We start from the raw sequence: 15,933 nt of genomic DNA, 5'->3' as shown, positions 1-15,933 counted from the left end.
AGTTCATCTTCCGTCAGTTAATCGTTCAGACTAGGGTGCCTGCGATGCAGTGCTGGTGTTTCAAACTCCATCCGCCCCACCGCCCGTCAGGAGACCCGTATGCCAGACATCAATCGCCGGAGATTCCTGCAGCTCGCCGGAGCGTCGGCCGCGTTCGCCGCCATGTCGAACAGCATCGAGCAGGCAGCCGCGATCCCCGCGCATCGCCGCTACGGCGACATCAACGACGTCGAGCACATCGTCGTGCTGATGCAGGAGAACCGTTCGTTCGACCACTACTTCGGCAGCCTCAAAGGCGTCCGCGGCTTCGGTGACCCGCGGCCCGTGACGCTGCCGAGCGGCCGGCCGGTGTGGCACCAGAAGACTGCCCTCGGCAAGGAGATCCTTCCGTTCCGGCCGGACGCCGACAACCTCGGCCTGCAGTTCATCCAGGACCTCGCGCACAGCTGGGGCGACGCACACCAGGCGGTGAACGGCGGCAAGTACGACCAGTGGATCCCGGCCAAGACCGCGACCACGATGGCGTACCTGACCCGCGAGGACATCCCGTTCCACTACGCCCTCGCCGACAAGTTCACCCTGTGCGACGCGTACCACTGCTCGTTCATGGGCTCGACCGACCCGAACCGCTACTACATGTGGACCGGCTACACCGGCAACGACGGCACCGGCGGCGGCCCGGTCCTCGGCAACGACGAGGTCGGCTACGGCTGGACGACGTACCCTGAGCGGCTCGAGCAGGCCGGCGTCTCCTGGAAGATCTACCAGGACATCGGTGACGGCCTGGACGCGGCCGGTGGCTGGGGCTGGATCGACGACGCCTACCGCGGAAACTACGGCGACAACTCGCTGCTGTACTTCAACACCTACCGCAACGCGCAGCCCGGGAACCCCTTGTACGACAAGGCTCGCACCGGTACGAACGCGAAGGCCGGCGAGAGCCTGTTCGGTCAGCTCACCGCCGACGTGAAGAACAACCGGCTGCCGAAGATCTCCTGGATCGCGGCACCCGAGGCGTTCACCGAGCACCCGAACTGGCCGGCCAACTACGGCGCCTGGTACATCTCCCAGGTCCTCGACGCGCTCACCTCGAACCCCGCGGTCTGGAGCAAGACCGCACTCTTCATCACGTACGACGAGAACGACGGCTTCTTCGATCACGCCGTACCGCCGTACCCGCCGATGTCCGCAGCGCAAGGGCTCTCGACCGTCGACGTCGCGCCTGATCTCTACACCGGTCCCAAGGCCGCACCCGGTCCGTACGGCCTGGGTCAGCGGGTGCCGATGCTGGTCGTGTCGCCCTGGAGCACCGGTGGCTACACCTGCTCGGAGGTGTTCGACCACACGTCGATCATCCGGTTCATGGAGAGCCGCTTCGGCGTGCACGAGCCGAACATCTCGCCCTGGCGACGGGCGATCTGCGGCGACCTCACGAGTGCCTTCGACTTCGGCGCGACGGCCACCAAGCCCGCGCAACTCCCGGACACCACGGCCTACGAGCCGCCGGACAACAACCGGCACCCGGACTACGTGCCGACACCACCGGCGGTCGGCAAGGTCCCCGGTCAGGAGCGCGGCTCCCGCCGTACCAGGCCGTTGCCCTATGCACCGATCGTCGACGGGGCCGTTGCTGGCGGCAAGTACAGGCTGACGTTCAGCTCCGGCCCGCACGCCGGCGGCCAGTTCCTGATCACGTCGGCGAACCGCACCGACGGCCCGTGGACCTACACCACCGAGGCCGGCAAGTCCGTCGCGGACAGCTGGAACCCGATCTACTCCAACGGCGTCACGGATCTCACCGTGCACGGGCCGAACGGCTTCCTCCGTACGTTCAAGGGCAAGCCCGCCACGGCCCTGGAGATCACCGCCCGCGAGAACGCCCGGACCGGCAACGTCGACCTCACCATCAGCACCGACGTCGCCCGCCGCATCACCATCACCAACTCGTACGGCGGAAAGCTCAAGAAGCTCGACCTCCGGCCGGGCAAGACCACCTACACCGTCACGACGACCAGCCGTTGGTACGACGTCTCGATCGTCACCGACTCCGACCCGACGTACCTCCGCCGCTACGCCGGCCACGTCGAAACCGGCACCCCCGGCACCAGCGACCCCGCCATCAAAACCATCTGACGCCTTCGAGGGATATCTCCGCGAGTTGTGCCTCCTCCCCTGGTGTACGAGGGGAGAAGGCACAACGGCGACGGATATCCCTCGGACGGTCAGAGGATCGGGACTTCCGGTTTGGTGGTGTCGGCTGGGGTGTTGTCGTCGATCTGGTCGAGCTCGTCGACCTGGATGCGGCTGGTCCAGCGGTTGTCGGGGTCGGGTTGGGGGATGGAGTCGAGCAGGAGTTTGGTGTACGGGTGGGACGGCTCGTGCATCACCGAGGAGACCGGACCGCGTTCGACGATCTGGCCCTTGGTGATGACCATGACCTCGCCACCGAGGTAGTACACGGTGGACAGGTCGTGGGTGATGAAGAGCGTCGTCATGCCGTGCTCGCGCTGGAAGTCGAGCAGGATGTCGAGGAAGTGCTTGCGGACCTGGGCGTCCAGCATCGAGACCGGCTCGTCGGCGATGATGAACGAAGGACGCAGCATGTGCACCCGGGCCAGCATGATGCGCTGCCGCTGACCGCCGGAGAGCTGGTGCGGGTACCGGCCGAGGACATTCTCCGGCTCCAGGCGGACAGCCCGCAGCGACTCCTCGATCAACTCCAAGCCGGCTGCTCGCGTCGACGACAGGCCGAACTTCTTGACCGCCTTCCACAGCGCGCGATCCACGCGGTAGAAGGGATTGAAGATCGCGTACGGGTCCTGGAACACGGGCTGCACGTCGCGCCGGTACTCGTCGTACTCGGCCCGGCTCAGCGAGAAGATGTCCTTGCCGCCGTACAGCACGGTTCCCGCCGTCGGCTTCTGCAGGCCGAGCACGTTCCGCGCGATCGTGCTCTTCCCGCTGCCGCTCTGGCCGACCAGGCTCACAACCTGCGGTGGTGACGCCGCGAGCGCGAAGCTCACGTCGTCCACCGCGGTCACGTACCCGCCCGCCACGCCGCGGGCGTGGAATCGTTGCTGTACGCCACGAAGTTCGAGCTCTGACTTCACGATGCCCTCCTTCCGACCCGTGGGATCGACTCGATCAGCTGCCGGGTGTAGGCGTCCTGCGGATCCTTGAACACCTGCCGTACGTCGCCGACCTCGACGAGCCGCCCTTCGTACATCACCGCGACCCGGTCGACCAGCTGCGCGTGGACGCCCATGTCGTGCGAGATCACCATCAGCGTCACGCCGAAGTCGGTGCGCAGATCGGCGAGCGACTGCAGGATCACCCGCTGGATCGTCACGTCCAGCGCGGTGGTCGGCTCGTCCGCGATCACCAGGTCGGGTTCGAGCGCGACCGCGATCGCCATCAGCACGCGCTGCTTCATTCCGCCGGACAGCTCGTGCGGATACATCCGCGCGACCCGCGGCTCCAGGCCGACCTGCCCGAGCAACCGCGGGATCAGCGCGTCCAGCTCGGCCTTGCGGCCCGGGGCGTGCTCGAGGATCACGTCCTTGAACTGGTCGTGCACCCGCGCCACCGGGTTGAGCGAGCTCATGGATCCCTGGGGGAGATACGACAGAGCGCTCCACCGCAGGACCCGGAGTTCCTCGCCGTTCACCTTCAGCAGATCCACCGGCGACCGGCCGGCCGGCCGGAACATCGCCGACCCGGCCGTCACCTTGCCCGGCGGTTTCAGCAGCCGGAGCAGCGCGACCGCGAGGGTGCTCTTCCCACTGCCGGACTCCCCTGCGATCCCGAGGATCTCGCCGCGGCGCACGTCCAGATCCAGGCCGCGCACCGCCTTCACATCACCGCGGGTGCTGCGGTACGTCACCTCGAGGCCCTTCACCTCGAGCACGTTCGCGTCACTCACCGGCCACTCCCCTCAGTCGCGGGTTGTAGACCTCTTCGAGGCCGATGTTCACCATGTTGAGTGCCGCGAACAACAAGGTCAGCAGCCCGATCGGTACGACGAACATCGGCCAGGCGCCCAGCGTCAGCGCACCGGTACCGATCGCGTTGAAGATGATCTGGCCCAGGTCGATCACGCCGCCCGGCCCGAGGCCGATGATCTCCAGGCCCACCAGGCCGAAGATCGCGCCGAGCGCCGACGACGCGAAACCGACGCCGATGAAGGGCAACAGGTTCGGCAGCAGCTCGGTGACGATGATCTCCAGGTCGCGCGCCTTGCTGACCCGTGCCAGGTCGACGTACGGCCGGGTCCGCAGGCTCAGCACCTGCGAGCGGATCGTCTTGGCCGCGAACGGCCAGGAGAAGATGGAGATCATCACGCCCACCTGGAACAGGCTGACGTTCTTCGCGTACGCCGAGAGCGCGATCAGCAACGGGAACGTCGGGATGACCAGCAGGATGCCGGTGAACGTGGACAGGATCCCGTCGATCCAGCCGCCCTTGTACCCGGCGACGAAGGCCACGATCACGCCGACCACCGTCGAGATGACACCGGCGATCGCGCCGATCTGCAGTGAGACCGCGAGCGCCTTCACCACCATCGCGAACACGTCCCGGCCGAACTGGTCGGTGCCGAGCAGATGTTGCGGTGAGGGCACCTGCCACTTGTCGTACGCCGCCAGCTCGATCGGGTCCTGTCCGCCGCCGATCGCCTTCACGATCAACGGGCTGAGCAGCGCGACCAGGATCAGCAGTCCGAGGATGACCAGTCCGATCGCCAGCCGCCGGCTGTTCCGGATGGTCCGCAGTATCGCGGTCAGGAGTCTCATCGGCATCACTTCCAGTACTTGACCCGCGGGTCGAGCAGCGGGAGCACGAGGTCGAGGAGCAGGACGGCGGTCAGCACCGAGAAGATCGCGATGTCGGTGACACCGAGGATCGTGTTGAAGTCGAGCTGCTGGATCGCGGTGACCAGCGTGGTCCCCAGCCCCGGGTAGTTGAACAACTGCTCGACCAGCACGTTCCCGTTGAAGATGAAGCCGAGCGAGATCCCGAACGCGGTGATCTGCGGCAGGTAGCAGTTCCGCAGCGCGTACCGGGTCAGGATGCGAGAACCCTTCAGACCCTTGGCCTCGGCGTACACCAGGTAGTCCTCGCCGAGAATAGGGATCATCAGCATCCGGGTGGACAGGATCCAGCTGAACGTCCCGATGATCACGATCGACAGACCGGGCAGCAACCCGTACTTGAGCACACTGCCGATGAACTCCGGACTGATCCCCGGATTGATGTTGGAGTCGTACGCCGATCTCGCAGGCAACACGCCCATCGAGTACGCGAAGATGTACACCAGGATCAGCGCGACGAAGAAGTACGGCACGTGGGACAGCGCGATCGACAGGTTGGTCGCGATCGCCGAACCGAGCTTGCCGCGCCGCCAGCCGGCGATCGCGCCGATCACGATGCCGAGGATCCAGGCCATCACGGCGGAGATCCCGAGCAGACCGATTGTCCAGGGCAACGATCGCAGGATCACGGTCTGGGCCGGCGTCGGGTAGTTGATCAGGCTCGGCCCGAGATCGCCGTGCAGAACCAGCTTCTGCATGTACGTCACGTACTGGGTGAGCAGGTTCCCGTCCAGCCCGAACTCGTGCCGGTAGCGGGCGATGATCTCGGCGCTGGCCTGCTGGTTGTAGATGTAGTTCTGCTGCAGTGTCTGGATCAGCGTCTGGATCGGGTCACCCGGCATCAGCCGGAAGAAGAAGAACGCGATGGTGAGCGCTCCCCACAGCTCCACCACGTACAGCCCGAGCCTCCGGATGGCGTATGCCGCCAGCGGATGCCGCGACAGCCAGGCCCGCACCCCCGACCGGGGTGCGGAGTCCTGGCTCTTGTCAACAGCTACCACCGGCGGGGCTTCCGCCGTCACGCCGGTCCCTTCTGCCCGGTGGGCTCGATCTTGCCCAGCACGAAGATGAAGTGCTGCCACCAGTTCAGCGGGACCTCGTACAGGTCCTCGTCGGTCGGCCAGCCCTTCCAGAACGTGGTGTTGAAGTACGACGGGTAACCGGTCTGGATCACCGACAGCATCGGCAGCTCCTGGAAGTAGATCTCCAGCGCCTCGTTCAGCAGCGGCTTCGCCTCCTCGCTGTCCGGGTCCAGCCCGGCCAGCTTCTTGGAGACCTCGTCGAACTTCGCGTTCCGGAACCGCAGCTTGTTCTTGCCGGCCGCGTTCTTGCCGACCGGCTGGTACTTGTCGCTGGTCCAGTCCGAGTACAGCTGCTCGGGGTCGATCGCGATGCCGGCCCAGCTGGAGTCGATGTCGTACTGGCCGCGCTGGAACTTCTCGTCATGCACGTTGCCGGCCAGGCTGCGCAGCGTGGCCGGGACCCCGACCTTGGCGAGCTCGGTCTTGAGCACGTTGGCGATCGCGTACTCACCACCGTCCACCGGCGACGGCGTGATGATCTCGAGGTTGATCTCCTTGCCCTTGTACGTCCGCTTGCCGGCGGCGTTCTTCGGGGCGATCTCGTCGAGCAGCTCGGTCGCCTTCTGCGGGTTGAACTCGAACTTGTACTTGTTCGCGAGCTCGTCGTTCTTCCACTTGTCGTTGGTCGGGTAGTCCGCCCACGGGTACTGCGCCGGCGGCACCGGGACCGGCCAGATCGACTTGCCGATCTTCTCCCGGTCCAGGCAGTAGTTGATCGCCCAGCGCATCTTCGTCTCCGAGATCACGCCCCGGGCCGGGTCGCAGTTCAGCCACAGCACCCGCGGGTTCGGGTCGTGGAACTGGGTGGTCTGCAAGGCCGGGTAGCCGGTGTTGCGCAGCTGCTTGGCGTGCTGCTCGTCCACCGAGCCGACGTCGAACTCCGCGCGCTCGAAGGCCAGCGACGCCTGGTCGAGCTGCTTCGACGTGCTCTGGTAGACGACGTACTGCGGCTTGACGTCGAGCTTGTCCTTGTTCCAGTAGTTCGGGTCCTTCTCCCAGACGAACATCTTCTGGTTCCGGATCGCCTGCTTCAGCTTGTACGGACCGCTGTGCACCGGCGGGTTGTCCTTGTACTTCGTCGGGTCCTGCGACTTCCAGATGTGCTCGGGCATGATCCCGAGCGGCGGACCGGCGATCGCGGAGATGAAGTTGTAGTGGAACCGTGGTGCCGGTTTGAGCATCTTCACCACCGCGGTCTGGGCGTCCGGGACCTCGATGTCCTTGACGAACTCCTTCAGCTCACCGCCACCGCCGAACAGGTCCGGACGATCCTTGAGCAGCATGATGGTGAACTTGAAGTCGTTCGCGCCCAGCGGCTGACCGTCGTTCCAGTGCGCCTTCGGGTCGAACTTGAAGGTCACCTCGGTGTGGTCGTCGTTGTACTTGTACTCGGTCGCCAGCCACGGCCGCATCTCGCCGTTGGCGAAGCTGAGGTAGAACAGCGGCTCGGTGCTGAGCTCGACGCCGGCGCCGCCGGGCGAGCCGTTCGGGATCATCCCGTTGAAGCTGTCGAAGACCGTGTACTCGACCTGGCCGACGATCACTGCCTGGTCCCGTGGGACCGGAATGTTCGCTTTGCCGATCTGGATCGACTTGGTCGCGACGGGCTTGTTGTTGTTGGCGGGCTTGTCGGAGTACGACCCGCCACCACCGGAGCAGGCGGCCAGGAAGGCCGTCATCGCGGCCGCCGCACCTCCTCCGACCAGACTTCGTCGACTCAACTGATAGCGAACGACATCTTCGACATCTTCGAACTGCGGGCGCGGCGCTTCGTTCATGACGAAAGTCACCTCCGTTTCCGTTGCGCGAACAGGCTAGTCACCCACCGAGAGGTGCCACGGACTATAAGTAGCGTTGACAACGTTGGCAAGAGTTCATTGCCACGTTGGAAACATCAGGTCATATCCGCAGGCCAGTCGATATACCAACCTCTGACAACGATGTTTTGCTCTGTGTGACCAGTTGCGCCCTCGGACCCGTCGTACGACGGCGCGTCTCGTCACACGTCGCGTCACACGGTGACGGGTTTGGATCGATCCGGGTGGCCAGATCCGGCCACCGAAGTGGTAGTGACTTCCAGGGGGAAACGACATGACGAGTACGGCCGTGGACTTCGAGGCGATCAAGGACAAGCAGCGAGCGGCATGGCAGACCGGCGACTATCCGCGGGTCGGCAACACCTTGCAGATCATCGCCGAGCTCCTGGTCGAGGCCGCCGACGTACGGGCCGGGCAACGCGTCCTCGACGTCGCCAGCGGTCAGGGCAACGCGGCACTGGCGGCGGCCCGGCGGTTCGCCGACGCGACCGGTGTCGACTACGCGACGAATCTGCTGGAGCAGGGCCGCGAACGGGCCGCGGCCGAACACATTCCGGTGACCTTTACCGAAGGCGACGCCGAGCAGCTTCCGGTGCCGGATCAAGCGTTCGATCTCGCGCTGAGCACGGTCGGGGTGATGTTCGCGCCGAACCACGAGCGTGCGGCGGACGAGCTGGTCCGCGTCGTCAAACCAGGCGGCAAGATCGCGCTGGCGAGCTGGACGCCGACCGGGATGATCGGCCAGTTGTTCAAGACGGTTTCGACCTGGGCACCGCTGCCGGCCGGGGTGCAGTCGCCGACGCTGTGGGGAACCGAGGCGCACCTGTTCGAGCTGTTCGGTGACCGGGTCGAGTGGACTTCGCTGACCAAGCGTGAGTACGTGTTCCGCTATCACTCGCCCGAGCACTTCGCCGAGTGGTTCATGGACTTCTACGGGCCGATCACCCGGCTGGCCGGGACGCTGGACGGCGAGGACCACCGGCAGTTCGCGGCGGAACTTGCCGACGTACCGCGAGCGTTCGACTACGCGAACGACGGTACGGTCGCGGCCCGCGCGGAATACCTGGAAGCCGTTGGCATCCGGCACTGACCGAACGCGGCCGCGGGGGCGACACTGGAGGTCTCACGCGAGGGGGTGAGATCTGTGCCGCTGATTCGCTTGCTCGGACCGCCGACAGTCGAGGCGCCGGGGCGCCAGCCGCGGGGGAGGAAGGCTTGGGGGCTGCTCGGCTATCTGTTGCTGGCCGAGCGGCCACCGAGCCGGCGCCGGCTCGCCGAAATGTTCTTCGCCGACGCCGAAGATCCGTTGGGCGCGCTGCGCTGGACGTTGGCCGAGCTCCGCCGGGCGATCGGCGTACCGGAGCTGCTCACCGGGGATCCGGTGGTGACGACGCTCGACGATGCGACGCCGGTGGATGTCTTGCGACTCGAGGAGGACTCCTTGCTGACGTCGCGAGGCGAGCTCTTGGAGGGCGTCGAGCTGGGGTCGTGTCCCGAGTTCGAGTCGTGGTTGCTGGTCGAGCGTCGCCGGGTGGCGGCCGCGATCGAGGCTCGGCTTCGGCAGCGAGCGATCTCTTTGCTCGCGGCCGGTCGCGCCGCGGACGCGATTCCCTTTGCTGCACAGGCCGTTGCGGCCAACCCACATGAACAGGGCAACCACGAACTCCTGGTCCGCAGCCTCGCGGCCTCCGGCGATCGGGCCGCAGCGCTGCGTCAGATAGCGCTCTGCACGGATCTCTTCCGGCGTGAGCTGGGCGTGGAGGTCACGTCCTCGCTGCAGGAGGCCGCGACGGCAACTCCGGATCCAGCTCCGCCTTTGAGCGGCCGAGCGGCCGCCGTGAGCCAGCTCCAAGCGGGCCGGGCCGCGATCGTCGCTGGTGCTGTTGACGCCGGTCTGCAGTGCTTGCGTCAAGCGGCCGCGTTGGCGGTGCAGTGCCATGACAAGACGCTCGAGGCTCGAGCTCTCGCGGCTCTCGGCGGCGCCCTCGTACACGCGATCCGCGGGCATGACGAGGAGGGCGCGATCGTCTTGCACGAGGCGTTGCTGGTCGCCGAGGAGGCCGGCGAGCGGGCTACGTCAGTGCTCGCTCTGCGCGAGCTCGGCTTCATCGAGGTGCAGGCCGGGCGGCGGAAGACCGGCGAGGACTCGCTGACCAAGGCGCAAGCGCTGGCCGAAACCGATGCCGAACACGCCGCGATCCTTGGCGTTCGGGGTATGAATGCCTCCGACCGGTCCGACTACGCGGCCGCGTTCGAGCACCTCGGGGCTTCGGTCGAGCTCGCGGCCCGCTGCGGCGATCGCCGGCAGCAGGCGTGGTCGCTGTCCCTCGTCGGGCGCGCACATTTGCTGCGCTCGGAGTACGACGAGGCCGCTTCGGCGCTGAACGAAACGCTCGACCTGGTGCAGCAGGAACGCTGGATCGCCTTCCAGCCTTGGCCGCAGGCGCTCGCTGCCGAGCTCGACCTGTACGCCGGGAAGCTCGACACCGCCTTCGACGGGTTCGAACAAGCGTGGGCGTTGGGCTGCCAGTTGGGCGACCCGTGCTGGGAAGGTATGGCTGGTCGTGGTCTCGCTCTGCTGAACGCCAAGCGCGGCGACCATCCCGCGGCGGCGCAATGGCTCGACCTCGCCTTGACGCGAGCCAGCACCGAACCGGACCGCTACCAGTGGGTCCATGCCCACGTCCTGGACGCCGCGATCACCGAGGCCCTCGCCCGCTCCGACCACGAACGTGCCCGGATTCTTGCCGCTCAGCTCTCAGCACTGGCCGCCCGGTGCGACCTCCGCGAACTCCTGGTCCGCGCGCAGCTTCATCTCAGTCGCCTGGGAGATCCCCGGGCCGCAACCTCGGCCCGCACCCTCAGCACCACCATCGACAACCCTGCATTGCACTCAGTCGTAGGCGGCGTCGGTCAGCAGTTCTGAGCTGCGGTCCGGTTCGTTCAGGACCGCACGGATCACGTGGCGCTGGTCCCAGCGGCCGCTCGCCCACGCCAGCGCCTTCGCCAGGCCGTCGAACGTGGCCGCGTGGGGAGCGCCCTCTGCATCCACCCACCACGACACCTCGACACCGTCGACCATGAGCTCCTCGTGTTCCCACCACGTCGGCGGAACCTCGGGCACCAGCTCACGGACGATCGCCGGCACGTCGGCCGCCGTACCCGCACCGTCGATCTTGCCCTCGGCAACTTCCTGCGCCATCGGGACGTCGAAGAGATCGCTCAACCCGTCCGCAGCGGCGCCGGAGGCCACCACGAAACCGCCCAGATCCGCACGCTGCAACCACATCGGGCCGTCGACGACGACCGCGCGGCCGGCCTCGATCACGTGGGTCAGGCCGTCGTCCGCGAGGACCCGGACGTGCTCCGGAGCGTCGCCCGGGAAGAGCGACAGCGTGCCGAGGTGCCGCCAGAGACGCAACAGATCGCTCTCTTCCACCTCTCGTTCCGGCTCCGCCAGTCGTTCCAGCAGCAGACCGATGCCGTCGGCATCGAGATCGCCGACGTCGCGGACCAGACCGACGGCCGTCCGCACCTCGGGGTCGAGCCCGGCCGTCCACGGCGGAGCTTCGTCCAGGAACTGCGCCAGTACCGGCTCGGCCTCCGGATCGGCCCTTCCCGCCAAGGGTTCGCCGTCTTCCAGGAGCACCCGGTCGCGGATCCACCAGGCCGCGTACGACGGTACGCCGAGGGGACGGTCGTCCGGCCCCACGACGCGGACCTGGGTGACGAGTGCGCGGCGGAGATCCGGCGACGCACCGAGCAGTTCGAGGACGCGCGGCCAGGCGTCGTCGGTGATCCAGTCGAGATCCCGGATGGCCATCAGCTCGCCGACCGTCGCGCCGTACCGCGATCCGTCAGGCGCGACGTCGTACGCCCAGTCCTCGATGCCGTCGAGGTCTTTGAGTGCCTCGGGCAACTGATCGAGCGCGACGTCCGAGGCCGTGACGAGACCGAGTGATCCGAGGACGCCGACAGCCTCGAGTGCGGGTTGTCCGTGGCGATCGAGCAGCTCGCGGGCGACCGGCGCGACCTCCTCGTCGTCGAGGACTTCCTCAGCTCCCGATCCGGGAATGACGAGAGCGTTTGCCGGGACGAGGTCGCCGTCGGCGTCGCGGAGTCCCAGGTCGGAAAGCCACCAGAGTCCCTCTGCTTGCGACGGGTCCGCGGCGACCAGGCTGAGGACCGCGTGCGCGATGGCATCGGGGTCGTCGGCCTCGATCGAGTGCTCGACAGCCGTGCGTACGAAACTGTCCTCGAGCAACGACCGCGGGGTCGCGGAGAGCGCTCCCAGCCTTTCCAGCGCCGGGTCGACGGCTTCCGGGTGAACGACGCGTACGCCGTACTCCCCGAAGGCGGCGAGGATGTCGGTGGGGATCTCCGGACCCGGCAGCAGCAGACCGCGGGCGCCGCGGACGAGTCGGCCGTCGGCGAGCGGGACGGGCAGGGTGCCGAGAGACTCACGGAGCAAGGCATCCGTCACCATGCCGGCCAGCGAGGAGTAGAGGTTGCGCCACCACTCCGGCGCCTCGTCCGCCGCCACTCCCCCGAGCTGATCCACGACCTCAGCCAGCTCGAGCCGCCGCACGTGGAGCGCGTCCAACGCCAGCCGATCCTGTCGTGTCGACCGGATCAACCCGCGCACGATCGGCGCGAGGACGGCGTTGAAGGAATCGTCCGCGCCCTCGACGACCACAGCATCAAGCGGCCGCAGGAGAGCGCGATCCTCGACCGCCCGCACCATCGGCGTCCCGGGAAGCACGGCGAGGATCTCGTCCCGGATCGCCCGATCCAACGCCCCCGCCGCCAGACCGGTCGGCACAAGATGCAGCACGTCGGCCCCGTCTTCAGCCCGCTCCCGCAACAACTCCCCGTAGGCCACCCCTGTTTCCCGCACAACGCGATCCGCCAGGGCTCCCTTCGCCACATGCCTCCGCGTCGGATCCAACGGAAAACTTGCCAATAGCAACGCAGGCAGCGACAACGCCTCGTCGGTCGGCGTCGGTGCCTGGACCACGCCTGGAAGCTCAGTGGTGTGATCACGCGGGATTGCCCAGACGACTGACCAGCTTGGCCTGGTGCGTTCCTCGGTGGGGCGGTCGGCGAGGAGTCGTTCGCGTTCTTGCTCGTCGAAGACTCCGGCGGCGCGGTGGACCCACCAGCGGGACTCGGCGTCGGCGAGAACCCTTCGGCTGTCCTCGGTTTCGATCTCGATGCGTTCGAGACCTGGGAGCGCGAGCAGGAGCGCATCGCCGGCCTCGTCCAGCAGACGGCGCACGAGTGCGGCCGCGGCCTCGTCCCGCAGCGGCAGGATCACCGCGGTGTCGTACCCCTCCGGCGGCTCGCCCTCGGCCTCGAACGGCAGCCGCAGTACCGGTACCTGACCGTCCCGCCGGCGTACTTCGGTGTCGAGCCCGGCCGATCCGAGCCCCGCGATCGCGGCCGCCGTGTCGGCCTTCGAGAACCGCACCCCACCCGTCCGCGACAGGATCACCGGCTCGTCGGTCACCGCGAGTACGGCGGAGAACCCCACGCCGAACCGCCCGATCGTCGGCTCGTCCCGCTTCGCCGAAGCACGCAGCGTCGCGAGTGACTCGACGCCCTCGGCCGACAACGGCGTACCCGTGTTGGCGACGACCAGCGTGCTGCTACGGAACTCGTACAGGACGCGTCCCGGCACACCAGCCCGCGCGGCCGCATCGGCAGCGTTCTGGGCGAGTTCGATCACGAGCCGATCGACGTACCCACCGAGCGCCAGGTCCTCCTCGGCGTTCGCGTCCTCCCGGAACCGCACCGGCGCCGCCGACCACCCGGCCAGCACCCGCTCGCGAATCCCCGCCGTACCGAACCCGTCGTCGCTCACCGGTGCAGTATGCCCCACCCCTCGAGGTGGCAGGTCGCGGATATCGTGGTGCGGTGATCTCACCCGGAAGTCGGTACGTCGCCCTTGGCAGTTCCTTCGCGGCCGGGCCGGGAATCGACCCGATCGTGCACGCGCCGGCGGGCCGATCGGGTAACAACTACGCGCACCTGGTCGCGGCGGAGCTCGGCCTGGAGCTGACCGACGTCACCTACTCCGGCGCGACCACGGCACACGTCCTCGACACCCGGCAGGACGAGGCCGCCCCGCAACTCGACGCCGTCACCGCGGACACGGCGCTCGTCACGATCACGGTCGGCGGCAACGATCTCGAGTACGTCGGGACCTTCATCCGCGGGAGCTTCCTGAACACGTTGGCCAAGCCCGCCACCATCCTCGGCCGCCGCGTCGCGAACCGGATCCGCGCGCGGGTCAGTTATCTCAAGGACGAGGCGGCGTACCAGGCGGTCGCGGATTCCCTGGTCACCGTGGTCGAGAACGTGCGGGAGCGGTCTCCGGGCGCCCGCATCCTGCTGGTCGACTACCTGAGTCTGGTCGGCCCGAGTACCCGGCCACGTCTCGACGTACCGCTGAACGAGGAACAACTGCCGAGCGTTGCGATGATGGCCGACGGCCTGGCCGCGGCCTTCGCGAAAGCCGCGGCCACCACAGGCGTCGAGCTGATCGCGGCGTCGGCCGCGAGCCAGGATCACGCGATCGGCTCGGCCGAACCGTGGACGACCGGGTTCACCCTGCGCCCGCCCAGCCTGGGCGGCGTCGTGCCGTACCACCCGAACGCGGCCGGCATGCGCGCCGTCGCCGACCTGGTCGTGCGAACGCTGCGACGATGACCGAACAGGTGCGCCAGGCAACGGAGTCGGACGTCGATGCGGCCGTCCAGACGCTGACGCGGGCGTTCGAGGACTACCCGATGACCCGGGCCGGGCTCGATCCGGACGACTACCTCACCCGGCTGACGCAGTACAACCGCCGCGTCCTCACCGGCATCGGCCTGCCACACGGCCGCGTCTGGGTCACCGACGACGTCAGCGCCGTCGCCATCTGGACCACCCCGGCCACTCCCCCGGATGCCTTCTCGCAGCACGCGGAGGTCTTCAGCGAGCTTGCCGGATCGCGCGCATCCCTCGCCGCCGAGTACGGCCAAGCGATGGGCATCTTCCGCCCGCGCGTTCCGCTGTGGCTCCTCGCGATCCTCGGCGTCGACCCCGACCGCCAGCACCAAGGCCTGGGCCGGGCGGTCGTCACACCCGGCCTCGCTGCCGCGGACCGCGCGCATCTGCCGGCGTTCCTGGAGACTCAAGACCCCTCGAACCTCATGTTCTACGAGTCTCTCGGCTTCACCACCATCGCCGAGCTGCAACTCCCCCACGACGGCCCGATGCACTACGCCCTCTACCGCCCACCCACCTGAGCTACGCGCGTCACTTTCGTACGCACGTCAGGACGGGGTGTGGACGTATGGCGTCGTGGTGGTGACGGCCAGGAAGCCGAGGCGCTGGAGGATCGGGGAGCTGTCGTCGGAGGCGTCCACATGCAGGTACTTGTGGCCGAGTTCCGCGGCGCGGGCGGCTCGGACTGCGACCAGGGCCTTGTAGATACCTTTGCCCCGCCAGTCCGCGAGGGTCGAGCCGCCCCACAGGCCCGTGAACTCGGTGCCCTTCTTGTAGACGGCCCAGGCGGCGGACACGACTTCACCGTCGGCTTCGGCGACGTAGATGTCGGTCAGGCCCGTGGCGTGGCGGCGCGCGAGGTCGTCGGCGAGCCAGGACCAGTTCTCGTTCCAGACCGTCGACTCCATCGCGGCGATGCGCTCGAAGTCCGCCCGGTCGCCGGCGAGACGGATGGTGACGCCGTCGACGGACTCACGGCCGCGCAGTCGCTCGACGATGTCGGCGCTCTCGGCGACGAGAACGGTCTCCTGCTCCTCGGGCTCGAACCCGGCAGCGCGGAGCCGCTCCGGCAGGTCGGCCGGCTTGTCGTGACCGCGCAGCTTCCACTCGACCGCCTGGCCCTTCGCGGCGAAGAAGTCCCGCTGCCGCGCGATCAGCGCGTCGATCTCGGCACTGTCGAGTCCATCGAGAGAGCGGTAGCTGACGAACCCACGGCTCGGGTACTCGACCCGGATCACCGGCCCGTCCATACTCGTCGGCACGTCCGCGCTCTCACTCGTTCCCCGCAGCTGGTCGTCGTACACCGCCAGCAATTGCCGGGCTTGCTCGTCCTTCGAAGCATCAGTCACGGGACGACTCTTACACGCCCAGGCTCCACTCCGCGTCCCATTTCGT

The 15,933-nt window shown here is 67.6% G+C and carries 12 protein-coding genes; 5 read left to right on the top strand and 7 right to left on the bottom strand.

The features are described from left to right. Positions 1-99: 99 nt before the first annotated feature. Positions 100-2,133, top strand: a complete 2,034-nt coding sequence (locus AB0E63_RS24470) for a phosphocholine-specific phospholipase C (protein ID WP_360370480.1) — start codon at positions 100-102, stop codon at positions 2,131-2,133. Positions 2,134-2,222: 89 nt separating this feature from the next. Here the strand turns inward: AB0E63_RS24470 and AB0E63_RS24465 are convergent, their stop codons facing one another. Genes AB0E63_RS24465 through AB0E63_RS24445 form a run of 5 tightly spaced genes read right to left on the bottom strand, consistent with a single transcriptional unit; the run spans position 2,223 to position 7,728 of the window. Then, complete coding sequence (locus AB0E63_RS24465; protein WP_360370477.1) at positions 2,223-3,110, bottom strand: ABC transporter ATP-binding protein; 888 nt, start codon at positions 3,108-3,110, stop codon at positions 2,223-2,225. After that, positions 3,107-3,922 (bottom strand): ABC transporter ATP-binding protein, encoded by an 816-nt coding sequence (locus AB0E63_RS24460; RefSeq protein ID WP_360370474.1) that lies wholly within the window; start codon positions 3,920-3,922, stop codon positions 3,107-3,109. The genes AB0E63_RS24465 and AB0E63_RS24460 overlap by 4 nt, the downstream gene beginning before the upstream one ends. Further along, positions 3,915-4,790 (bottom strand): ABC transporter permease, encoded by an 876-nt coding sequence (locus AB0E63_RS24455; RefSeq protein WP_360370471.1) that lies wholly within the window; start codon positions 4,788-4,790, stop codon positions 3,915-3,917. The genes AB0E63_RS24460 and AB0E63_RS24455 overlap by 8 nt, the downstream gene beginning before the upstream one ends. Positions 4,791-4,795: 5 nt before the next feature. Beyond that, complete coding sequence (locus AB0E63_RS24450) at positions 4,796-5,890, bottom strand: ABC transporter permease (protein WP_360370468.1); 1,095 nt, start codon at positions 5,888-5,890, stop codon at positions 4,796-4,798. Next, positions 5,887-7,728, bottom strand: coding sequence for an ABC transporter substrate-binding protein (locus AB0E63_RS24445; protein WP_360370466.1), 1,842 nt, complete (start codon positions 7,726-7,728; stop codon positions 5,887-5,889). Before AB0E63_RS24445 ends, AB0E63_RS24450 begins: the two co-directional genes overlap by 4 nt. Before the next feature lie 313 nt (positions 7,729-8,041). Between AB0E63_RS24445 and AB0E63_RS24440 the strand changes: the two genes are divergently transcribed. Together AB0E63_RS24440 and AB0E63_RS24435 are read left to right on the top strand one after the other, a co-directional pair. After that, positions 8,042-8,857: a class I SAM-dependent methyltransferase gene (locus AB0E63_RS24440; RefSeq protein WP_360370463.1), complete on the top strand. Its 816-nt coding sequence runs from the start codon at positions 8,042-8,044 to the stop codon at positions 8,855-8,857. Positions 8,858-8,911: 54 nt separating this feature from the next. After that, positions 8,912-10,693: a BTAD domain-containing putative transcriptional regulator gene (locus AB0E63_RS24435; RefSeq protein ID WP_360370461.1), complete on the top strand. Its 1,782-nt coding sequence runs from the start codon at positions 8,912-8,914 to the stop codon at positions 10,691-10,693. Here AB0E63_RS24435 and AB0E63_RS24430 read toward each other — a convergent pair. Further along, complete coding sequence (locus tag AB0E63_RS24430; protein ID WP_360370458.1) at positions 10,661-13,630, bottom strand: hypothetical protein; 2,970 nt, start codon at positions 13,628-13,630, stop codon at positions 10,661-10,663. The genes AB0E63_RS24435 and AB0E63_RS24430 overlap by 33 nt on opposite strands. A gap of 53 nt (positions 13,631-13,683) precedes the next feature. On the opposite strand from AB0E63_RS24430, the gene AB0E63_RS24425 reads away from it, so the two are divergent. Both AB0E63_RS24425 and AB0E63_RS24420 read left to right on the top strand, forming a co-directional pair. Beyond that, positions 13,684-14,478, top strand: coding sequence for an SGNH/GDSL hydrolase family protein (locus tag AB0E63_RS24425; RefSeq protein ID WP_360370455.1), 795 nt, complete (start codon positions 13,684-13,686; stop codon positions 14,476-14,478). After that, a complete protein-coding gene (locus AB0E63_RS24420) occupies positions 14,475-15,059 on the top strand; it encodes an N-acetyltransferase (RefSeq protein ID WP_360370452.1) in 585 nt (194 codons plus the stop codon). Before AB0E63_RS24425 ends, AB0E63_RS24420 begins: the two co-directional genes overlap by 4 nt. A 27-nt stretch (positions 15,060-15,086) precedes the next feature. Here the strand turns inward: AB0E63_RS24420 and AB0E63_RS24415 are convergent, their stop codons facing one another. Continuing rightward, the gene (locus AB0E63_RS24415) at positions 15,087-15,887 is read right to left on the bottom strand and encodes a GNAT family N-acetyltransferase (RefSeq protein WP_360370449.1); all 801 of its coding nucleotides are present in this window, start codon (positions 15,885-15,887) and stop codon (positions 15,087-15,089) included. Between the last annotated feature and the right edge of the window lie 46 nt (positions 15,888-15,933).

The sequence above is a fragment of the Kribbella sp. NPDC026596 genome (assembly GCF_040638415.1).
GTDB lineage: Bacteria > Actinomycetota > Actinomycetes > Propionibacteriales > Kribbellaceae > Kribbella.
The sequence above is the reverse complement of the archived record's forward strand: the minus strand, read 5'-3'. Positions and strand labels throughout refer to the sequence as shown.

Coding starts and splice junctions, on each gene's coding strand:
- AB0E63_RS24445 (WP_360370466.1), bottom strand. CDS start 7,728: ATGAACGAAGCGCCGCGCCCGCAGTTCGAAGATGTCGAAGATGTCGTT.
- AB0E63_RS24440 (WP_360370463.1), top strand. CDS start 8,042: ATGACGAGTACGGCCGTGGACTTCGAGGCGATCAAGGACAAGCAGCGA.
- AB0E63_RS24455 (WP_360370471.1), bottom strand. CDS start 4,790: ATGAGACTCCTGACCGCGATACTGCGGACCATCCGGAACAGCCGGCGG.
- AB0E63_RS24420 (WP_360370452.1), top strand. CDS start 14,475: ATGACCGAACAGGTGCGCCAGGCAACGGAGTCGGACGTCGATGCGGCC.
- AB0E63_RS24470 (WP_360370480.1), top strand. CDS start 100: ATGCCAGACATCAATCGCCGGAGATTCCTGCAGCTCGCCGGAGCGTCG.